Origin of the sequence: Paenibacillus sp. 2KB_20 (genome assembly GCF_052115765.1) — a bacterium.
GTDB lineage: Bacteria > Bacillota > Bacilli > Paenibacillales > Paenibacillaceae > Paenibacillus_AQ.
This window is the reverse complement of record NZ_JBFRHH010000011.1, coordinates 1-22099: the sequence shown is the minus strand read 5'-3', so window position 1 is coordinate 22099 and position 22099 is coordinate 1. Positions and strand designations below refer to the sequence as shown.

Below are 22099 nucleotides of genomic sequence, written 5' to 3'. Positions count from 1 at the left end.
TCATGAAGAGGATGTTCAGGCTGGGGAATTTCGTGAACGATATTCCGCTGAAAACTAAATTTTTTCTTATTTTTGTCGTTGGGGTACTGCTGCCTATTCTGGTGGTCAACCTCATCTTTATGGATCGGATGTCGGAGCTGAGTCGAGAGAGAGAGGAGCAGAACCTCGATATTTCGATGGAGCGGGCTAGGAAGGATATCCATAATTTCATCGACGGTGGGGTCGCTGTAAGTCATGCGCTGAGCACAGATAAGACCCTATACGAAATGCTCGACCGTGAATATGAGTCCCAGTTGGACTTCTACGAGACCTTTGATGAGCAGCTCCGGAGCCGGGTAACCAGCTACATACCGGTTAACAACCAGATTCAGCGAATTAGCATCTTTACCGAAAATTCCACTATTGTGTCCGGCGGCAATTATCATGTGATTGACGATAACGTGCTTGAGAGCGACTGGTATGCGTTGTGGAAGAGTTCGGCCCATCCTGTGCTGGTGGCGGCATATAGGGCTACGGAGGCAAACAACTCGGCTTCGACGGTTCCATATTTAAGCGTCATTGAGAAGATGGATTATTTTGATAGCTATGCTACCTATGAGAAGCTGCTTCGCATCGACATCGACCTGAGCAAGATCTATGACGTCATAGTGCGGGAACGCGATTACCTGGATATGTATTTGGTCAACGAGAACAATGAGATTATTATGTCGGCAAGCAGCGGTTATGAAAGAGGGAAGTACAGCGCATATTCGAAGTTTGATCTGGGGCAATACGATGAAGAGGATCGGCATGTGTTCTCGATCGGAACAGCCAGGTACGTGAAGGGATGGAAGCTGATCGGCATCAACCGGGGCAGCCGGATCACGAGCGCCATGCTGGATATGCAGCTGTTTACCGTCGTATTGGCAGCGGTTGTTACGCTGGTTGCGGCGGTCTTTATTACCGTTATGCTCCGGTCCTACAATTACCGGGTGAAGCGTTTGTCCCGTCATATGCAGAAGGTGAGCAACGAGAAATTCGACTTGATTGAACTGGACGAAGGCCGGGACGAGATCGGCGGACTCATCCGGAATTTTAATCAGATGACAACGAAGATGAACTCCCTGATCAACAATGTGTACAAGCTGGAGATTCAGAAGAAGAGCCTGGAGATGGAGCGGGTTCGGGCTGAATTAAACTTTTTGCAGAGCCAGATGAATCCCCATTTCCTGTTCAATACCCTGAATGCGATATTGGTGGTCTGCACGAAGAACCGTTACATGGAAGTGACGGATATTATCAAAAGCTTGTCCAAGCTGCTTCGCAGACTGCTGAGCTGGAGAGAGGATCTGGTCTCCGTGGAGGAGGAATTCAGATTTATCGAAATGTATCTCAAAATCGAAAAATTCCGCTTTCGGGATAAATTCGAATATCAATTCAACATCAATTTGGAAGCGCTTCATTATAAAATTCCGAAAATGAGCATTCAGCCGCTCGTTGAGAATGCATGCAAATATGGTCTGCAGGCGATGGATGGAGCCGGGTTGGTGACCATAAGCGCTTCGGTTGCCCACGACTACCTTCGCATCGTCATAACGGATAACGGTAAGGGAATCGAGCAAAGCAAGCTACGGGACATTATTCTCTCGGTCCGTAACGAGCAGTTCTCGGGCAACAGCTTCGGCATTCGAAACGTATATCGGCGGCTGGAGCTGTACTACGACGATCATGTCATTTTCAACATTGCCAGCACGCCGAATCAAGGGACAACCGTTTCCTTCGAGATTCCGATCCGGCTGTTGGAGCTTCGGGAACATGAAGGCGGAGGGGAGGAGAACCATGCCATTCAAAGTGTTGTTGATCGATGACGAACCGGGTGCGCTGGAAGGGCTGGCGCTGTGGATCGATTGGGAACGCCTGGGGTTTAGCGTCTGCGGAACTGCCGGCAACGGAGTGGAAGGCTTGAAGATGATTCATGGGCTTGCGCCGGATTTGGTCATTACCGATGTGAAGATGCCGCTAATGGACGGACTTCATATGATTGAAACCTGGCAGCAGCATCACCATGACAGCGGCGTGAAGTTTGCCATTATGAGCGGCTACAGTGAATTTGAATATGCAAGGAAGGCATTGCGGCATGGCATCCATCACTATATGCTGAAGCCTATTATCGCAGAGGAAGCCGTGGAGGAGCTCGGCAAGATTCATGCAGAGCTAATGCAGGAGCATCGCAGATTAAGCCTGAGCGTGATTGCTAAGAGGGAAGAGGATGTTTCGCTGATCAAGCAATCGCTCCTGGAGATGCCGCTTCGGGCTAGCAGCCTGTCGAAGCTTCAGGTTATATCCTCCGCCCATCAAGAGTGGAACGTATGTCTGATCCAGGCCGAGTCTGCCTTGTTTCCTGACGTCAGGGAAACCGTCGCCCGTTTGTCCGCCCAAGCGAATTCGGAGTATGTCATCGATCTGGAACCGAACCGGCTTGGTTTGGTGTACGGCTATTCTCCTGACAAAGGGATCGTACCCTCGGGCACGATCCGCGAGCTGCTCCGCCGTTTTGAAGGTCAACGGGTGCTTATGGGTGAAGGAGAAGGGAGGCCTTCTCTGATGTTGATCCATCATTCCTACGGGACCGCCAAGGAGGCTGTCGAGCATACATTTTATGATACGGATAATGGCCGGGTTATATCTTATCTGGAGGCACGGGATCGGCCGTTTCGTTATCATTACCCCACAAGTCTGTTGGATGAGGTCATCAGGTCCGTGGAGCTCCTCAGCAAGGATGATTTCCGTAAGGCTACCATATTAGCGGCATCCAGGCTTCGGGAGCAGCGAATTGCACCAGTCATCGTGAAGAAAATGGTCATCCATGTTCTATATAAGATCAGGAGCCTGGTGAAAGAGACTGGAGGCGGGGAAGATCATATCCTGTCAGCTAAAAATAATATAACCGAGTTAACAGACGGGACGACCCATTTGGACGATTGGTTCAGGGAACTGATACGCTGCGGGGAAGCAAGCATCGAGCTTCTTCTCAAGGAGCAGGCCCGGCAATCGCAAGGCGTAATCCAGGAGATTAACGATTATATTCGGCTGCACTACCGCGAGAATCTGACGATTAAGCGATTGGCGGAGCTTTTTTATCTGCACCCCGTCTATCTCGGCCAACTGCTGATGCGTAAAAATGGGATCGGCTTCAACGAACTTATACATAATTTGCGGATCGAGGAAGCGGTCGCGCTGCTGAAACAGAACAAGCTGAAGAACAGTGAGATCGCCGAAAGGGTCGGCTACAGCCATTACAATCAATTCCTTAAGCATTTCGAAAAAAGATGGGGCATGGCACCGAATGAATTCAAGAACAGGATGTTCTAAAGTTTTTAAGGTTAATGCTTTAATTATAGTATAGTCCGCCTTTGAAAGCGCTTTTACAATATAGATAGGTTACACGCAGAGGCATTTTAACCAACGGTGTAACCACATTATGACGGAGGTGCTTTTATGGGGGGAAAGACAAAATCATGGCTTCGGCTCAGCACGGTGTTGTTGTTGTCGCTTAGCATCGTCCTTACGGGCTGCGGGGGCGGAAACGGGAATAACGGGGCGAAGCCGGAACCAAAGGACTCCGCTGAACAAACAACACCCGGGACGGACGGGAATAAGGTCGAACCATTTGAGGTGAGCGTTTTTATTGGGGAGGCTGGGCAGCAGCCGACACCGGATAACAAAATCTATAAGAAAATCAAGGATGAACTCGGCGCCACCTTTAACTTTGAGTTTCTGGCCGGCGATATCAATCAGAAACTGGGCGTTATGATTGCCGGTTCCGATTATCCGGATATGATGACCGGAAATACGAAGCTTACAGCGGCAGGCGCTTATATTCCGCTGGAAGATCTGATTGAAGAGCATGCTCCCAACTTGAAAAAGCATTATGAAGACTACTGGAACATGATGAAGGACCCGAATGACGGACATATCTATATTCTTCCGAATTATGGCGTGTTCAACGGCAAGCTGAACAGCACATGGTATTCGGGTCCGGCATTCTGGATTCAGAAGGCCGTGCTGGAGGAGTTCGGATATCCGAAGGTAAAGACGCTGGACCAATATTTTGATTTGATCGCCAAATATAGAGAGAAATATCCGACGATTGACGGCAGCCCGACGATCGGGTTCGAGATCCTGAATTATGACTGGAGAAACTGGGGGCTGTTCAATGCGCCGCAGCATCTGATCGGACATCCGAACGATGGCGGCGTCGTCGTTAAGAATGGCGCTGCCGAGGTGTTTGCCAACAAGGATTATGCTAAGCAGTACTACCAGAAACTGAACGAGATGAATGCGCAGGGCCTGATTGATAAAGAGACCTTCGTGCAGAACTATGACCAGTATCTGGCCAAGCTGTCCAGTGGGACGGTGCTGGGGATGTTCGACCAGCACTGGAACTTCCAAAACGCAGAGAATTCCCTGATTACGCAGGGCAAGGATGAAAGAACGTATGTAGGCCTTCCGCTGGTCTACGACGAGAGCATCAAGGATCACTACCGCGACCGGGGGCCGCTGAACCTGAACAATGGCTTCGGCATCAGCGTGAATGCCAAGGATCCGGTCAAAATCTTGAAGCTGCTCGACGCCTTGATTATGGAGGATTGGCAGAAAGTATTGAGCTGGGGAATCGAAGGCGAGGATTACATCGTGAATGAGGAAGGCCGCTTTATGAAAACGCAGGAGCAGCGTGATGCGTTTACAGACGGGACCTGGAAATTGGCGAACAAAGCGGATGCCTTCTTCGGCTTCGCGCCAAAAATCGAAGGAAGCTTCAGTGACGGCAACGCCACGGATGCGGCGGCTCAGCCTGAGGAGTATAAAGCCGGCCTGAAGGAATACGACAAGAAGTTCCTGGAAGCTTACGGCTTTGACAGCTACGTGGACTTCTTCAGCGAGCCGCCGGAGAATGAGGTGGCCTACCCGGCATGGACCATCGATTTGGTTGAAGGATCCGAGGCGAAGGTGGTCAATACGAAGCTGAATGACTTGTCTACCAAATACCTGCCGAAGGCCATCCTGGCTAAACCGGCTGATTTTGAATCGGCATGGAGCGAGTATACGGCCGAAATCGGAAAAATCAACATCAAAGCCTATGAAGATCGAATTAACGAACAGATCCAATGGAGAATCGACAATTGGAGCAAATAACCGGTTGAAGATCAGAGGGTGGAAGGCGAGCTATTGGCCTTCCACTTTCTAAAATTAAGGTTGGTGGGGAGAGCAGCTTGATATGGATGAGACCTTAGCGAAAAAAAGAGCCATGCGAAATCCCAAGAGGGGGAAGAAACAGCCCATCACATGGACCCTCATCAAAAATCAGAAGCAGCTGATCATGATGTCGGTCCCGTTGATGCTGTACATTATCCTGTTTGCCTACGTTCCCATATGGGGCTGGACGATGGCTTTCCAGGATTACAAGCCGGCCAGGGACTTCGGGCAACAGACGTGGGTGGGGCTGAAACACTTCAAGTTCCTGTTTACGGACGACAATTTCCTGCGCGTGCTGCGCAATACGGTAGGCATGAGTTTGATCAATCTTGTGCTTGGGTTTGTTACCGCCATTATTTTGGCGCTCCTGTTGAACGAAATCAAGAAAGTATTCTGGAAAAGAACCGTCCAGACCATTTCGTATCTGCCCCATTTTTTGTCCTGGATTATCGTAACGGGCATCGTGGCTACCTCACTGGCCTCGGATGGGATCATCAATGATCTGTTGATGAAGCTGCAGATCATCCAGGAGCCAATTCTTTGGTTGAGCGAAGGCAAATATTTCTGGGGCATCGTCGGGAGCTCCCATGTTTGGAAAGAGGTGGGCTGGAACACGATCATCTACTTGGCTGCCATTGCCTCCATTGATCCGGCGCTCTACGAAGCCGCCGAAATTGACGGGGCCAGCCGCTATCGCAAGATGCTCCATGTGACACTGCCCGGCATCAAGGCAACCATCGTGATCCTGCTGATTATGTCCATCGGACACATCCTTGAAGCCGGATTCGAAGTGCAGTATCTGCTTGGCAACGGGCTTGTGGTGGATTGGGCGGAGACGATCGATATCTTCGTACTGAAGTATGGAATTGCGCAAGGGAACTACTCGATGGCAACGGCCGGCGGGATCTTCAAGACGGTGGTCAGCGTCACTATGCTGCTGCTTGCCAACTGGACCGCAAAGCGGCTTGGGGAAGAGAGGTTGTTATAGACATGGGAAATCAGCAGCTCAGCCCGCCAAACGCGGCAAACGCTCCCGTGAAGAAAGATATCGTCAGAACGCGCGTGGAGCCGGTTCTGTTTAATATGTTTAACACCGTATTTATGGTCTTCCTCGTGATCGTGACGCTGTACCCGTTCCTGAACACGATTGCGGTGTCGTTCAACGCGGGGAACGATACGATCCGCGGCGGAATCTACCTGCTCCCGAGAGAGTGGACGTTGCAAAATTACAAGGCTGTATTCGCTTCGGGAACGATCTATGACGCATTCTGGATCACGGTCGCTAGAACCGTGCTCTCCACCGTATTGAATATCTTCCTGACGACGATGCTGGCTTACACGTTAAGCCGGCGCGAATACGCCTTCCGCAAGCCGATTACGCTTGTATTTGTGTTAACGATGTACTTTAACGCCGGTTTGATTCCGGGTTATTTCCTCATCAAGGATCTGAATTTGCTGAACAGCTTCTGGGTATACATCCTGCCGTCCATGGTAAGTGCCTTCAACCTGATTGTGATCCGAACCTATATCGGCACCCTTCCCGAAAGCCTGGTCGAATCCGCAAGAATCGATGGCGCGGGGGATTTTAAAATCTTCATGCAAATCATCTTCCCGCTGTGCAAGCCGGTGCTTGCCACGATCGCGCTATTTGTTGCAGTAGGCGCATGGAACACATGGTTTGACGCGTTCCTGTATACGTCGTCCACGCAGAAGCTGAGCACGCTGCAGTATGAGCTCATGAAGCTGCTGTCGTCGAGCATGAATTCCAACAGCAATCCGAATGTGGCCGCTGGAGCAGGCATGACCCAGGATTCTGCCGCCGCCATGGTAACGCCGTTGTCCATACGGGCGGCCGTAACGGTCGTGGCTTCTGTACCCATTCTGGTGGTGTATCCGTTTTTGCAGAAATATTTCGTTGTTGGTTTGAACGTGGGCAGCGTCAAAGAATAACCAAGAATTCGATAAAAGACAGACTAAATATGCAACGAATGAGGAGGCAAGCATTCCGTGTCTAAGAGAACCATCATTAGGAAGATCAGCCTGATGCTGATCGCGTCCCTGCTGCTCATTCCGCCCAGCTGGAGTGTGGCGGCAGTTGAACCGGCCCATACGCCCGCTGATCAGAATCTGGTGATTCACCATCATTTTGATGGCGGGACGGAGGGGTGGTTTAAGCGAGGGACGGAGACGGTGACTTCCGCGACCTATGCCTATGAAGGGACAGGGAGTTTATTGACGGAGGGAAGGACGGAGACCTGGAACGGACCTGGGTTTAATCTAGCCGCCACGAATCGGATGGACAAGGGAGCTACCTATGAAATTTCCGCATATGTCCATCTGAAGGAGGGTACCCAAGGGTCTCAGAAGCTTCAGCTTGCCATGCAGCAAACCGGAGCTGAGCCGGAATACGTGAACTTCAGCAGCCCGGTCGATGTAACTGCCGACGGGTGGGTAGAGGTGAAAGGCCATTATAAATACGATGCTAACGCTTCAGCACTGCAGGTTTATCTGCAATGCCCGAGCAGTCCGGACGCTGCTTATTATATGGACGAATTCAAGGTTCGGTTGATTGAGCCGGCACCAGACCCGGGGAATGGGGTACCAGGAGGAGAGAATACGGTCGTATGGGATTTTGAAGACGGAACGACGATGGATTGGGGACCACGCGATTCGGAGACCGTAGAAGCTGTGCCAGAAGCTGCCCATAGCGGCGGCTACGGATTAAAGGTCCATGATCGGACAAACAACTGGAACGGACCTAGCCAAGACGTGAAAGGCATCATGGTGAGCCAAAAAACGTATACGATCTCAGCCTATGCGAGGCTTGAGCAGGCGCCTGCCGCTCCGGTCAAAATATCGCTTTCGATGCAGAACAAAGCGGCGGGCGCAGCGGACACATCCTATACGACCCTCGCCTCAGCCTCGGCGAGCGGCACGGAGTGGGTGGAGCTGAAAGGAACCTTCGGCTTCCGTTCGGATATGGAAACATTGAAGCTGTATATGGAAACCTCGGATCTTTCCAATTTCTATATCGATGACATTAAGATAGCACTGCCGGGCTCCATTCAGACGGATATTCCCGCACTGAAGGATGTGTACCAAGAGTATTTCGAGATCGGGGCAGCCGTTGAACCCAAGCATCTGTCCGGCGTGCACAAGGAGCTTCTCGATTACCATTACAATTCACTTGTTGCCGAGAACGTGATGAAACCGGAATCTCTTAGTCCGAGCGAAGGAACTTATAACTTTACCAATGCGGATCTGATCAGGGATTATGCCAGGGATCATGGCATGAACCTCCGGTTCCATACGCTGCTGTGGCATCAGCAAGGAGCCGAATGGATGTTGAAGGATGATCAGGGCCATTATCTCGAAGCCACGCCGGAGAATAAAGCGCTTGTCCTTCAACGGCTGGAAGCTTACATCCATGAAGTGGTCGGTCGTTACAAGGATGACGCCCGGGATTGGGACGTCGTGAATGAGGTCATTGACGAAGGGCGTCCGGATGGCATGCGAGACAGCCAGTGGTACCGGATGACGGGGCTGGATTATATTCGTACGGCATTTTACGCGGCCCGCGATGCAGCCGGTCCCGAGGCCAAGCTGTACATCAACGATTACAGCACGCACAATCCGAAGAAGCGTGATTACCTGCTGAAGCTTGTGAAGCAGTTGAAGGCCGAAGGCGTTCCGATCGATGGCGTGGGCCATCAAACGCACATCAATATAAGCGGGCCGTCCATCCAGCAAATCTCGGATTCCATCCGGATGTTCGGCGAGGCGGGCTTTGACAATCAGCTTACCGAGCTGGACGTTTCGGTGTACACGAACAATACCGACGTCTACCAGACCGTTCCTCAGGAATTGCTCGACAAGCAAGGCTATCGATACAAAGAGCTGTTTGAAGAATTGAAGCGGCTGGACCAAATGGGCGCTGATGCAGGCGTAGAGGGGGGCTGGATCAGCAATGTCACCCTTTGGGGGATTGCAGACGACCATACCTGGCTGCATGATCGTCCCGCGGGGACGGGCCGCCAGGATGCCCCGTTTCCTTTTGACAAGCAATATCAGGCCAAACCTGCTTATTGGGGAATGGTCGATCCTTCCCGATTAACGATCGTGAGAAAGACCGGAACGGCTATTGAAGGTACAGCAGTCATCGACGGACAACCGGATTTTGCATGGAATCTGGTTCCGGCACTTAAGACGGAGCAACTAGGATCGTTATCTGCTGAATTTAAGACACTATGGGACAAGGAGCACATATATGTCAGGGTTGACGTGCAGGACGGATCGATATCCCCAGGAGATAAGATTGACATCTTCGCTGTGGTGAATGGTACCCTGCAAAAAGCCCAGATTCAACGTGGAGCCGCCAACACGGCAGAGACCGCTGGAGGTTACGCAGGGGAAGCGTTGCTTCCGCTTAACGGAGAAGGATCGCTGGGCGGCGACATTTATTTCGATATCAGAGTAACGGATTCCGGTACGGATGACGGCTCCGAGCATGGCAAGAATGGGGCGATGGTGTCCTGGAGCGATCCAAGGCATGCCCAGGAGAGCGATCAGACCGGACTCGGCATTCTTACGCTCGCTGCCGCGCCGAAATCGGCCCAGACCCGCTATGGCACCCCGAAGGTTGACGGCGAGCTCGATGGTATCTGGAAGGATGCCGGGGAACTGGCAACAAACGTGTGGGTCGAGGGAATCAGCGGCGCGACCGCTACATTCCGGACTCTGTGGGATGAGAATCACCTGTACGTTTATGCCGTCATTAGCGACAGCTTGTTATCGGATGCGAGTTCCAACGTATGGGAGCAGGATTCGGTAGAGATTTTTGTGGATCAGAATAATGGAAAGACGGATGTTTACGAAGAAGATGATGGACAGTACCGGATAAACTTTAACAATGTTCGTTCCTTTGGCGGTCATGCGGGCGAGGATAACTTTACATCCGCAGCGAAGGTAATCGACGGGGGATATGTTGTTGAAGCAGCGATCGGCCTGGATAAGATTAAACCTCAGAAAGGGACTGTGATCGGGTTCGATTTTCAGGTGAACAACGATGAAGACGGCCAAGGTACAAGAGACAGCGTGGCCATATGGTCGGATCCGACCGGCCAATCCTATCAGAACACGACCAGATTCGGCGTGCTGGAATTTACGAAGAGCTCCGCTCCCGGCGGAGGAGATGGAAGCGGCGGCGAACATAACAGCGGCGGTAACGTAGGGAGCGGTGGAACTGCGGGCGGTGGCGGAAGCAGTACGAGTCCAGCTCCAAGCACGCCTTCACTCGAAATCCGGAACCATGACGGGCGGATCACGGTTGGAGTCTCGAGCCTAATGCTTCAGCAGGCATTGGAAAGGGCAGTGGCTGGTACGGACGGAACGAAGCGGACGCTTGTAGACGTTCCGGTGCAGAAAGGAGCCCAGTCCTATGATATTCAGCTGCCGGGTAAGTGGCTGCTGAGGAATCCGCAGGCAGCTCTCGTAGTCCAAACGGAGCTTGGTACGCTGGAAATGCCAAGCGTGTTGATTCAGGGGACCGGTGTAACGGATACGGAAACCGTAACGCTGCGTCTGGAGAAAGCGTCGGGCGGCAGCCTGGATGCGGCCCTTCGCTATAAGATCGGCGATCGTTTGGTGTTCCGGGTAGAGGTTCTTGCTGGCGAGCGGGCTTTGTCCTGGAAACAGGGCACGCCTCGTCTCATCTGGTCGGTGCCTTATTCCCCAACCAAGGAAGAGCTTGCACGAACGAATCATATCATAGTTTGGAGTATCGACTCTAACGGACGCGGGGTTCCGCTTTCCAACAGCCGGTATAATTCCGCAGATGGGATCGTTCGTGCTGCGCTGCCGCATGGAGGTACGTTTGCAGTCGCTTCCGCGTTCAAGACATTTCATGACCTGAAGCATGTGCCATGGGCGATCGATGCGATCGAAACGATGGCATCTCGCGGGATCATTCAAGGTGAGACCGAAACGAGATTCAATCCGTTGAACCCGATTACTCGAGCCGAATTCCTCGTTATGCTCGTACGCGCGTTGGAGCTGGAGGGCTCGGGCGAAGGCCGGGCAGCGTTCGGAGATGTTTCGTCTTCGGCATATTATTACGAAGACGTGCAGATTGCCGCAGAGCTTGGGCTGGTCCAAGGTGTCGGAGGAAACCGTTTCGTGCCGGACACGCCAATGAAACGCCAGGACATGATGGTGATGACGCAGCGTGCTCTGGAGGCAGCCGACAAGAAGCTGAAAGGACAGGGGTCTCTGGATTCTTTTGCTGATGGGGATCAGGTTGCCGAGTATGCCAAATCGAGTGCAGCGGCGCTTGCAGGTTCGGGCATCGTGAGCGGCATGAACGGCAGCATTGCGCCTAAGGCGTACTTTACGCGTGCTCAGGCTGCGGTGATCCTTGACCGGATTTGGAATTGGAATGATTAAGGATGTGAATCGTTAATATGATGATCGGACGTGAACGATGAAAGTCAGCATGTAAGTAGAATGAATTGGAGGCCAGCCGTGAGCAACGGGCTGGCCTTTTTCGTGTAGATGCCGATCAGGCTAGGTGGACCGTACGCTATAAATCATGGAGGAAAGGCCAATCCTTTTCTAGCAAATGACGTCTATCTTCTTGCTTTCTTGGAAAACCTATTCATAGATTCAAGATTCCAAGTTACCGCTATCTAATAATCTATGAACATAGGTTGGAGGTTGATGTTCTTGTTTAGTTCATCCGTTCATGCTGAAGAAGCAAATCATCCGGAGTGGGCACCTGAGCTTCTGGGGAGGGTTACCAAACGGATCGGGAGTGTCATTGTCGGACATGAGGAGCAAATCTCGTTAACGATGATTGCCTTACTGGCCGGAGGTCATGTGCTGCTGGAGGACGTGCCGGGAGTCGGGAAGACCATGCTGGTGAAGTCGGTGGCTGCGTTAATCGGCTGTGATTTCAGCCGCATTCAGTTTACGTATGATTTGATGCCAGGTGATATTACAGGGGCGTCGGTCTATTATCCGCATACGGGAGAATTTGTATTTAGGCCCGGACCCGTGATGTCCAATATTGTGCTGGCCGATGAAATTAACCGGGCATCGCCACGGGCACAATCCGCGCTGCTGGAGGCGATGGAAGAGGGGCGCGTCACCGTGGACGGCCATACGTATCCGCTGCCGGCCCCCTTCTTCCTGCTGGCAACACAAAATCCCTATGAATATGAAGGGACAAGCCGTCTGCCGGAGGCGCAGCTGGACCGCTTTTTGATGAGATTATCGCTGGGATATCCCAATATAGAAGGCGAATTGGAGCTGCTGGAGCGGGGGATGGGCAGTTCCAGACTGGACGATCTAAAGCCCCTTATGATGGGATCTGAGCTCATCCGGATGCAGCAGATGGTTTCCCGTGTATTTGTGGATGACACCATAAAACGTTACATGGTCAGTGTGGCCGATGCTTCCCGAAAACAGCAGGGCGTGACCCTGGGGATTAGCCCGAGAGGGACATTGGCGTGGCTTTGCGCTTCACAGGCGGCTGCGTTTCTGACGGGACGAATGTATGTCATCCCGGATGACTGCCTGCGTGTTGCCGTACCGGTGCTGACCCACCGGATTCATCTGTCTCATGAGGCACGCACTGCCGGCGTAACTTCTTATGAAATGGTGGAGTCCATCATTACGAGGTTTGATCTGCCGCGCCAGCGAAGCCGCAAGGGAAATCCGTCATGAGACGCCGTCTGCTGGAATGGTCGAGAGGAGTGGCCATCTGGTCCGTTTCGTTGGGCCTTTATGTTTGGTTAGGCGGGGAATCGCTGCGGCTTGTATGGTGGGCATCCACGATTCTATTGCTTGGCGGGGCTTTAACGAGCTTGCTGGGCCCAAACCGAATCACCATATCACATACAAGCTTTCCTTCGTGCATAAAGGCGGGAGATTCTGCTCAGATGACGGTTCAAGTAACCTATCGTTCCCTTCTGCCCGTGCCGTGGCTTATCATAACCGACCGGATCGGCAGCAGGGAGTATCGCAAGCTGCTGTTCCCGGGCATGAAGCGAAGGCTCGAGTATACCTACAGACTGAACCAGGCTCCCCGCGGAGTCTGGTCTTCGATCTATAGCGAGGTGGAATGGGGCGATATGTTCGGCTGGTTCAGGACAAGCCGGAGTGTGGAAAGCGATACAGCCGGCATGATCGTGCTGCCAAGGCCCTCCGCGTGGCCGGAGGCCCAGGTGCCCATGCATGGAAGCGATATGGACATGGAAGATGAACGGGTACGCTTCAAGGTTTGGAATGAAATGAGAGGATCGGGCGTGCGCGACTATGTTCCCGGTGATCCTATGAACCGGATTCATTGGAAGAATTCCGCGAAGCTCGGACGCCTGCAATCCTTCATGCCGCATGAGGGTTATGGATCAAGACAGGGGGTTGTCCTGGATACATCGCTCCAAGGGTATGCAGGTCTTGGAGCCTTGAAACCGGAGGATGCATTTGAAGACGCGGTATCTGCGGCAGCAGGATTTGTATCTCGGCTCATCCGCTACAAAGTTCCCTATCAACTATGTATGGATGGGGATGGGATGGAGGATCGGTGGATCGAATACAAGGGTGTGTTCAAGGCGCAGCAGGATACGTTAGTACCGTTTGCCTCCGTTCAGCTAACCGGGAAAGATCCTTTACGGAACCGAAGTTTCGAGAAGTCTCTATCTCCCTCGCAAAAGAATACAGATTGGGCGATTATCACAGGCGTTTTTCATCAGGGAGCGGCTGTTGCAGCGATCAACCTGCTGAATGCTGGAAGCAGAAAGGTTACCATCTTCTGTACGCAAAGTGTAAAGCGCTTGAAACCGGCTGGAAATTCAAGCTCATGGGTTAGTCCAAATAGTCCAATGGAGAATCAGGCGAAGCCAGAATGGGCACGAGAGTTCTTCAGCAAGGGCGGGAGACTGGTTTATTTGCATGAACAGCCGACAGAAGGGAAGCCAATGCAGATAGGAGGTGCCGGCCATGATCGAACCGGAAAGCTCGCCCGTTAGGGAAGGAGGCCATCGGAAGACCAGTATATCCGGAGCCCATAGTGTACCCCATATTTTCGTCTCCCGATTGTCGCACGGAACGCTTCTTCATCGCATATTGATTACTCTGCCGGTTATGGGACTGCTGTCAGAGTGGCTCTTGCCACTTCGGGATGCAGGGGACATGGGCGGCCATCTTATGCTGCAAACCTTATTCATCTGGGCTTTATTCTTGCTGCTTCAAGGATTGTTTACGCTGCGGGGCTGGGTATGGCTGCCGCTGAACGCTGTTCTGGTGGTCTGGCTGTGTGCCCGATTGTTTGAATATAGCGATCCGCTGGCATGGTTATCCGATTATGCTTCGGCTATACTTCCGGGTGACGTTTCGATATTCGGAAATGTGTGGGAGTTTACTGCCTTAAGCCAGGAGACGAGAACGATCATCCTGCTTGTCGGCTGGGCTATCATGGTATCCGCGGTCCATATGCTGGCTTTGTATCGCCGAACCGTGTGGTTGTTTGGCGGTTCGACGCTGGTTTATTTAGCAGTGCTGGAATCTGCCATGGATGAGAGCATATACCGTGATATGCTGCGGGCTGTATTGTATATTTTGCTGGCCCAGGGCATGATGCTGATTCTTAAGCTGAAGCAGGAAACCGTTGAGGCAACCCATAGGGGAGCGGACATCCCTGAGCCTGTTCGATCCGGCCGCTTGTCTGGGCTGCCTGTGCTTCGCTGGAGTCTGGTGGTGGTGCTTGCTTCCTGTCTAATCGCCGGAATGACCCGAGTGGGAGGAGCTTTTAGCGAGCCTTCGGCGGGTATGGGATTAACGGTATCCGAAATGGCGGAACGTATGACGGGATGGGGGGATCGGCTCTGGAGAAACGCGGAACCGTCGATTCCTGCCTCTCAGGTTGCCGGATACACTTCCCAGGGAAAAGATTTGGGGGGTCCGCTGACGCTGAGTGATGCGTTGTATTTTACCGCCCAATCGCCTGAACCGACTTATTGGCGGGGGGATACGTATAACCGGTATGACGGACGGAAGTGGGATGCAGATCCTTCCATCCGCAAGCCCGTCAAACTATCCGAAGACTTGAGCGGCATCCTGCCGTATTGGGAGCGTCCTTCTGGAGAGACGATCGTTCAGTCGCTGACTTTTGAACAAGATACCCCCGTGCAATCTTTGTTGTCCGGAGGTATTATTACCCGCGTAAAGGAGATGCATTTCTCCAAAGAGAGAGGTACACCGAGGCTTGCCGTTGACAGGCTGTCCGAAACGGTGTCCCTGCAAGGCGATAGGGCGGTATCCGGTTATTCCATAGAAACTCTATATAGTCAGCCGGAGGAGCAGTCGCTCCGAAGTGCAACTAACAACGATCCCGAATATATGAAGGAGATGTACCTGCAGCTTCCTGAGGAGCTGCCCCTTAGGGTGAGGGATTTAGCGCAGAAGATCACATTGGACGCTGAGAACAGGTATGAAAAGGCGAAAGCTATCGAATCCTATTTGGAGAAGAACTATACGTATACGCTGCAAACATCCGTGCCACCGGAGGGCCGGGATTTTACGCATCACTTTTTGTTTGATACGAAGGAAGGGTACTGCGTTCATTTTGCTACGACAATGACCGTCCTGCTCCGATCTGAAGGCATCCCCGCACGCTACGTGACCGGATTTGCACCGGGTGAGCGGGTAGCAGGTACGGTTGATCGTTATGAGGTGGCCCAAAAGAATGCGCATGCATGGGTTGAGGTTTTTTTTCCGGGACAAGGCTGGGTGATGTTTGATCCGACCCCAGGCTTTGGCATCGAGCAGATATCCACTCCTCCGATTGCCGGTGATTTTGGTTCTGCCGGGCTTAAGTACTGGAACAGCATGTGGAATTCCATGCTTTACGGCGTCGTTAAAGTACTCTTTTTGATAGCCGCCATCGGTCCTGTGATGTTTGGGGGCGTTCTACTATTGATTCTTCCCATCCTTGTGGCAGTTGTTTATCAAATGCCGACCGTGCGCCAAAGCTTGGCCTTCATGAGGATGGCCAGAACGATAGCGATAAGCAGGCGGGAGGGGCTCGTATCGGCCTCAGTGTGGGTTTGGGACAAGCTCCAGCGAAGATTTGGAGATGTGGAAAGAGGGCAGACCATGCGTCAATACGTCAATGCTTTGTCGATTGCCGATGTCGAATTCAGGGCGGAGCTGGAGCAGTTTGCGCAGCGCTGGGAGCGGGCGGCATACTATGATAAACCGTGGTCCCGTACCGAAAAAGTACTCTTTTTACGCCAATGTATTCGAATTGTCAAAAAACTGGCATGAAAACAAAAGGCCCTCTTTCTTGACGGTATGAATTCGGGTTGCGTATAATTAATTTCATTAATCAAGGGAGGCCCGGTAATGAATAAGCCTAATGAAATCATCGTCGTTTTGGACTTCGGTGGACAGTACAACCAACTTATAGCACGACGCATTCGCGATCTTGGCGTTTATAGTGAGCTTCTGCCATACAACACGCCCGCTGAGAAAATCAAAGAACTTTCCCCGCGCGGCATTGTTTTCTCAGGAGGTCCTTCCAGCGTGTATTCCGAGAATGCACCGCATGTGGACCCAGCCATCTATGATCTGGGACTGCCGATTTTCGGCATTTGTTACGGCATGCAGCTGATGGCTCAACAACTGGACGGAAAAGTAGAACGTGCTTCGAAACGCGAATACGGTAAAGCCGAATTGGAATTTGCTCCGAACTCGACGCTTGTCAAAGGGATTGAGCAAAAACAAACCGTGTGGATGAGTCATGGTGATCACGTGGTATCGCTGCCTACCGGGTTTAAGCTGGATGCAGGAACGGAATCCGCTCCGATCGCTGCGATGAGTAACGAGGATAAGAAGCTGTACGGCGTGCAGTTCCATCCAGAAGTTCGTCACTCCGTCCACGGTAATGAAATGATCAAGAATTTCTTGTACGAAGTGTGTGGTTGTGAAGGCAACTGGAGCATGGAGACTTTTATCGAGGACCAGGTTCGCGAAATCCGCGAAGTTGTCGGCGAGCAAAAAGTGCTGTGCGCGCTGAGCGGCGGCGTTGATTCCTCCGTTGTGGCCATGTTGATTCACAAGGCAATCGGTGATCAGCTGACATGCATGTTCATCGATCATGGACTGCTGCGCAAAGGCGAGGCTGAGAGTGTTATGGAAACCTTCGTTGGCAAGTTTGATATGAAGGTTGTTAAGATTGACGCTCAGGAACGCTTCTTGTCCAAGCTGAGAGGCGTAGACGATCCGGAGAAAAAACGGAAAATCATCGGCAACGAGTTCATCTACGTATTCGATGAGGAGTCCAGCAAGTTTGACGATTTTGCATTCTTGGCACAAGGCACGCTGTATACCGATATCGTGGAGAGTGGTACGGACACGGCGCATACGATCAAATCCCACCACAATGTCGGTGGGCTGCCTGAAGACATGAAATTCACACTGATCGAGCCGTTGAAAGCTCTCTTTAAGGATGAGGTTCGTAAAGTCGGCGAGGAGCTTGGTTTGCCGGATGAGATCGTTCACCGTCAGCCTTTCCCTGGACCGGGTCTTGCGATCCGCGTACTGGGCGAAGTAACGGAGGACAAGCTGCAAATCGTTCGTGATTCCGACTACATCCTGCGCGAAGAAATCGCGAAAGCGGGACTGGATCGCGAGATCTGGCAGTATTTCACGGCGCTTCCGAACATGAAGAGTGTCGGCGTAATGGGTGATGCACGTACGTATTCCTACACCGTAGGTATCCGTGCCGTAACCTCCATTGACGGCATGACAGCGGACTGGGCGCGTATCCCATGGGATGTGCTGGAGAAAATCTCCGTCCGCATCGTGAACGAAGTCGAGAACGTCAACCGTATCGTGTATGACGTGACGTCCAAACCGCCAGCAACGATCGAGTGGGAGTAGTTTATTTTCTGCTGTACTAAAACAAATGCCTTCAATCCACATCTGTGGGATTGAAGGCTTTTTTATGTGTGGTTGTACCACACGAACTTTTTCCTGTAATCAATAGACGGATAGATGCCCATGGTTTTATTGTATGCATCTTTTGTGTAATAAGATCAATAATACGTTAAGGTGCAAAAGTTAGGTGCGAGCGTTTAGGAGGTTGAGCCGAGTCCTAAAAGGAAGTTGAACCAAGACCGAGGAGGAAAAAGAATGAAAGCTATCGTCATTGATCGATATGGGGGCAAGGAGGAACTACAGGAAAGAGAAGTGCCTACCCCTACACCACAAGCTCATCAGGTCTTAGTTAAGGTGGCCGCCACCTCGATAAATCCAATTGACTGGAAGCTCCGTGAAGGCTATTTAAAACAAATGATGGATTGGGAGTTCCCGATTATTTTAGGTTGGGATGTTGCCGGGACAATTTCAGAAATTGGGCACGAGGTAACGGATTGGAAATTGGGAGACGAAGTGTTTGCCCGTCCGGAAACGACTCGTTTTGGCACTTATGCCGAATATACTTTGGTGGATGAACACCTGCTGGCGCGTAAGCCTGCTGCTATTTCATGGGAGGAAGCCGCATCCGTTCCGCTCGCAGGGCTGACTGCTTGGCAGGCGCTTTTTACACATGGTGAACTGACCAAAGGAGAGAAGATATTGATCCACGCAGGCGCAGGCGGTGTTGGGATGTTCGCTATCCAGTTTGCTAAACAAGCGGGAGCCTACGTTATTACGACCGCTAGTGAGCGTAATCATGAACTGCTGGCTTCACTTGGAGCTGATCAGATTATTGACTATCGCACGACCCCATTTCAAAATGTATTATCGGATGTGGATGTTGTGTTCGATACGATGGGCGGTGACGTTCAGAAGAACAGCTTTAAAGTGTTGAAAAAACACACCGGGCGAATCATATCGATTGTCAGCGATTTTGATGAGGAGCTGGTAAGAGGATACGACGTAACCGCCAAAAATATATGGCTGGATCCCAATGGTCAGCAGCTTCAGGAAATAGCAGATCTGTTGGAGCAAAAAAAAGTAAGATCAGTAGTGGGAGCTACGTATCCTTTTTCGCAAAAAGGGCTCTACGATGCCCAGGCATTAAGTGAGACCCACCATGCTGTCGGTAAAATAGCAATAAGTTTCTCCTGAGGAGCACACGATCCCAATTTCTCCCTGCGTGGGAAACAATCCGGTTTCGACTGCTTCTGCTACCATCGAGTGAAACACCTCCCGAACGGATTTCAGTGATCATGTGCGCCATATTCCATGGTGTATTTTGTCGTATGTAGTTCAGTTGTCCCAGAATCAATAGGTGGCGAAGTATCAATTTCCGAACATTTCTTTAAATTGACAAGTATAATATTCGCTTTTCTTATTGACAAGATTGGGCTTCTCGTCCTAGAATATGTGTAGAAACTGACATGACAACTACAAATAACGAGCTTTTTCGTATAATCCTGGGAATGGGCCCGGGAGTCTCTACAGGTCACCGTAATGATCTCGCTACGAAAAGAAGAGCGGCAATATAATGATGCGGACTCGTCCAGCATTCGAGATATCGGCCTGTTTATGGAGCGCCGCTCCATAAAGCAGCAGCCGGTTATTCGATAAGGATGCTGCCTGGCAGCATGCGAATGATTGTTTTGCGGCTCTTTTTTCAAGCGATGGCCCTGGGGATTTATCCTTAGGGTCTTTTTGTATGTTGTCGGTCATTAATTTTAAGGGGGATATCTCTACAATGGAGCGTTTCTTTAAACTAAAGGAACACGGAACAAATGTAAGAACCGAGATTATCGCAGGCTTGACGACATTTATGACCATGGCTTACATCCTGCTGGTCAACAATCTGTTCCTGGGTCCTGATGGCGCAGGTATTCCGCAGGAAGGCGTATTTTTCGCTACTGCAGTAGGTGCCGGCCTTGTGACGATGGCGATGGGCTTCTTCGTTAACATTCCGGTTGCGTTGGCACCGGGTATGGGTTTGAACGCATATTTCATGACAGTTGTATTAAGCTCGAACGGAGCGATTACTTGGCAGGCCGCACTTGGTGCAGTATTCATCTCCGGTATTGTCTTCATTATTCTTACGGTTACCAAAGTCCGCCAAATGCTGCTGACTGCGGTTCCAAACAATTTAAAGATTGCCATTACGGTCGGTATCGGTTTGTTCATTACCATCGTTGGTCTTAAGCTGGGCAACATCGTGACGGCTTCCATTAACCCAGGAACGGATATTACTCATCCGGTACCAGGCGGTGCCTTCAATCTTGGTCTTGGGAATTTCATTCAGAACAAAGATACGCTGCTTGCGATAATCGGGCTGTTCCTGATCGCCATCCTGATGGTTCTCAAATTGAAGGGCGCTTTGCTTATCGGTATCGTGCTGACAACGCTGATTGGTATTCCAATGGGAGTAACCGATCTGTCAGGTCTGAGTACTGCAAGCTGGATTCCTTCATTTGATAATCTGGCTGTCGGTCAGATGGACTTGAAGGGCGCGCTTGGCATGGGTCTTCTAGAAGTTATTTTCATCTTTACATTCGTTGAACTGTTCGATACGTTCGGTACATTGGTTGGTACCGCAGGCCGTGCGGGACTTCTGAAGAACAAAGAGGAAGGCGAGAAGAAGCTTGGTAAAGCGATGCTCGTGGATGCCGGCGGCGTAAGCGCGGGCGCATTCCTTGGAACAAGTACAATCACTGCTTTCGTAGAAAGTACCTCCGGTGTTGCAGAGGGTGGACGTACAGGTTTGACTGCGGTTACTACTGGCGTGCTCTTTATTCTGGCATTGTTCTTAGCTCCGATTGCTCTGGTTGTTCCTTCGGCTGCTACAGCTCCAGCGCTTGTCATTGTCGGTGTACTGATGATGAGTCAGGTACGCGATATCGAGTGGGATGACTTCAAGCAGGCGTTCCCGGCATTCTTGACCATCATCCTGATGCCTTTCACTGGCGGTATCGCAAACGGTATCTCTGCCGGCATCATTGCTTATGTGATTCTTGCAGTATTCGGCAAGCTGACTGGACGTACAGACACCAAGGTGCACTGGCTAATGTGGATCCTGTTTGTGATCATTTTGATCCGGTACGCTTTCCTCGGTGCCGAATAGTTTCGGAATTCTATTCTAATGAACAATTAAAGCGAAGGCTTCGGGTATCTATCCGGAGCTTTCGCTTTTTTTATGTCTACAAATGCATGAACGGCTTTTTACTAAGATAACAGGATTTTGGAAAGCTGAGGGCTAAGTTGGTCATATTATTATAGAAAGGTTCCGTCATCGAGTAGACATGTCATCAAGAGCAGGAGCGAAAAAGGGTTCTGTTTCTTTTCTAATTCATTATGGGACTGTAATTGACATCTGCTCATTACGAACACATGTGTATATCCGATAAGAATGTTGCTTTTATTGTAGGAGTGTCACAGCCTATACTATATTCAGTGGTCTTTATATTAGATAGAGAGCAATTCTATGAAAAAAACTTTTGAAAAAGACTTGCATTCTAGTTCCGCCCATGGTATATTATATTTCCGGCCAAGAAATACGGTCGAAACAAACGTTTGGGTCAACAAGCCAAAATGAATTTGAAAAATAAATTCAAAAAAAGCTTGCAATGATCGAGCGGATGTGATAAGATATAAGAGTTGCTAACGAGATAAAATGTTGGCGGCAAACGAAGAAGTTGATCTTTGAAAACTGAACAACGAGTGAGTAAAACGAACCACTTAGGTGGAATGTTGAAATAGAGAATTGAACAAATTCTCGTCAGTTAAGAAATGAGCAAGTCAAACACTTTATTGGAGAGTTTGATCCTGGCTCAGGACGAACGCTGGCGGCGTGCCTAATACATGCAAGTCGAGCGGACTTGATGGAGTGCTTGCACTC

The 22099-nt window shown here is 50.9% G+C and carries 12 protein-coding genes, 1 rRNA gene and 1 riboswitch; all 13 genes read left to right on the top strand.

Annotated elements, in window-relative coordinates:
• Positions 1-2 precede the first annotated feature (2 nt).
• A complete protein-coding gene (locus AB4124_RS25375; RefSeq protein WP_441974565.1) occupies positions 3-1847 on the top strand; it encodes a histidine kinase in 1845 nt (614 codons plus the stop codon).
• Entirely contained in the window at positions 1819-3351 is a 1533-nt protein-coding gene (locus AB4124_RS25370) for a response regulator transcription factor (RefSeq protein ID WP_441974564.1), read from the top strand. The genes AB4124_RS25375 and AB4124_RS25370 overlap by 29 nt, the downstream gene beginning before the upstream one ends.
• 126 nt (positions 3352-3477) lie before the next feature.
• The gene (locus tag AB4124_RS25365) at positions 3478-5175 is read left to right on the top strand and encodes an ABC transporter substrate-binding protein (protein WP_339270407.1); all 1698 of its coding nucleotides are present in this window, start codon (positions 3478-3480) and stop codon (positions 5173-5175) included.
• 82 nt (positions 5176-5257) lie between these two features.
• On the top strand, positions 5258-6223 hold the full coding sequence (locus AB4124_RS25360) for an ABC transporter permease (protein ID WP_441974563.1): 966 nt from the start codon (positions 5258-5260) through the stop codon (positions 6221-6223).
• A 2-nt stretch (positions 6224-6225) separates the two neighbouring features.
• Positions 6226-7185, top strand: coding sequence for a carbohydrate ABC transporter permease (locus tag AB4124_RS25355; protein ID WP_430180843.1), 960 nt, complete (start codon positions 6226-6228; stop codon positions 7183-7185).
• 57 nt (positions 7186-7242) lie between these two features.
• Positions 7243-11676 carry an endo-1,4-beta-xylanase gene (locus AB4124_RS25350; protein WP_441974562.1) on the top strand — a complete coding sequence of 1478 codons (4434 nt, stop codon included), beginning with the start codon at positions 7243-7245 and terminating at the stop codon, positions 11674-11676.
• A 273-nt stretch (positions 11677-11949) separates the two neighbouring features.
• Positions 11950-12957, top strand: a complete 1008-nt coding sequence (locus AB4124_RS25345; protein WP_441974561.1) for an AAA family ATPase — start codon at positions 11950-11952, stop codon at positions 12955-12957.
• Complete coding sequence (locus tag AB4124_RS25340) at positions 12954-14261, top strand: DUF58 domain-containing protein (protein WP_441974560.1); 1308 nt, start codon at positions 12954-12956, stop codon at positions 14259-14261. Before AB4124_RS25345 ends, AB4124_RS25340 begins: the two co-directional genes overlap by 4 nt.
• Positions 14233-16557, top strand: a complete 2325-nt coding sequence (locus tag AB4124_RS25335) for a transglutaminase family protein (protein WP_441974559.1) — start codon at positions 14233-14235, stop codon at positions 16555-16557. The genes AB4124_RS25340 and AB4124_RS25335 overlap by 29 nt, the downstream gene beginning before the upstream one ends.
• Before the next feature lie 78 nt (positions 16558-16635).
• A complete protein-coding gene (guaA, locus tag AB4124_RS25330) occupies positions 16636-18174 on the top strand; it encodes a glutamine-hydrolyzing GMP synthase (protein WP_076325868.1) in 1539 nt (512 codons plus the stop codon).
• Between the two features lie 252 nt (positions 18175-18426).
• On the top strand, positions 18427-19365 hold the full coding sequence (locus AB4124_RS25325) for an NADP-dependent oxidoreductase (RefSeq protein WP_441974558.1): 939 nt from the start codon (positions 18427-18429) through the stop codon (positions 19363-19365).
• A gap of 278 nt (positions 19366-19643) precedes the next feature.
• Positions 19644-19742: riboswitch (purine riboswitch) on the top strand.
• Positions 19743-19954: 212 nt separating this feature from the next.
• A complete protein-coding gene (locus AB4124_RS25320; protein ID WP_441974557.1) occupies positions 19955-21325 on the top strand; it encodes an NCS2 family permease in 1371 nt (456 codons plus the stop codon).
• Between the two features lie 683 nt (positions 21326-22008).
• Positions 22009-22099 (top strand): 16S ribosomal RNA (locus AB4124_RS25315); the annotation flags it as partial.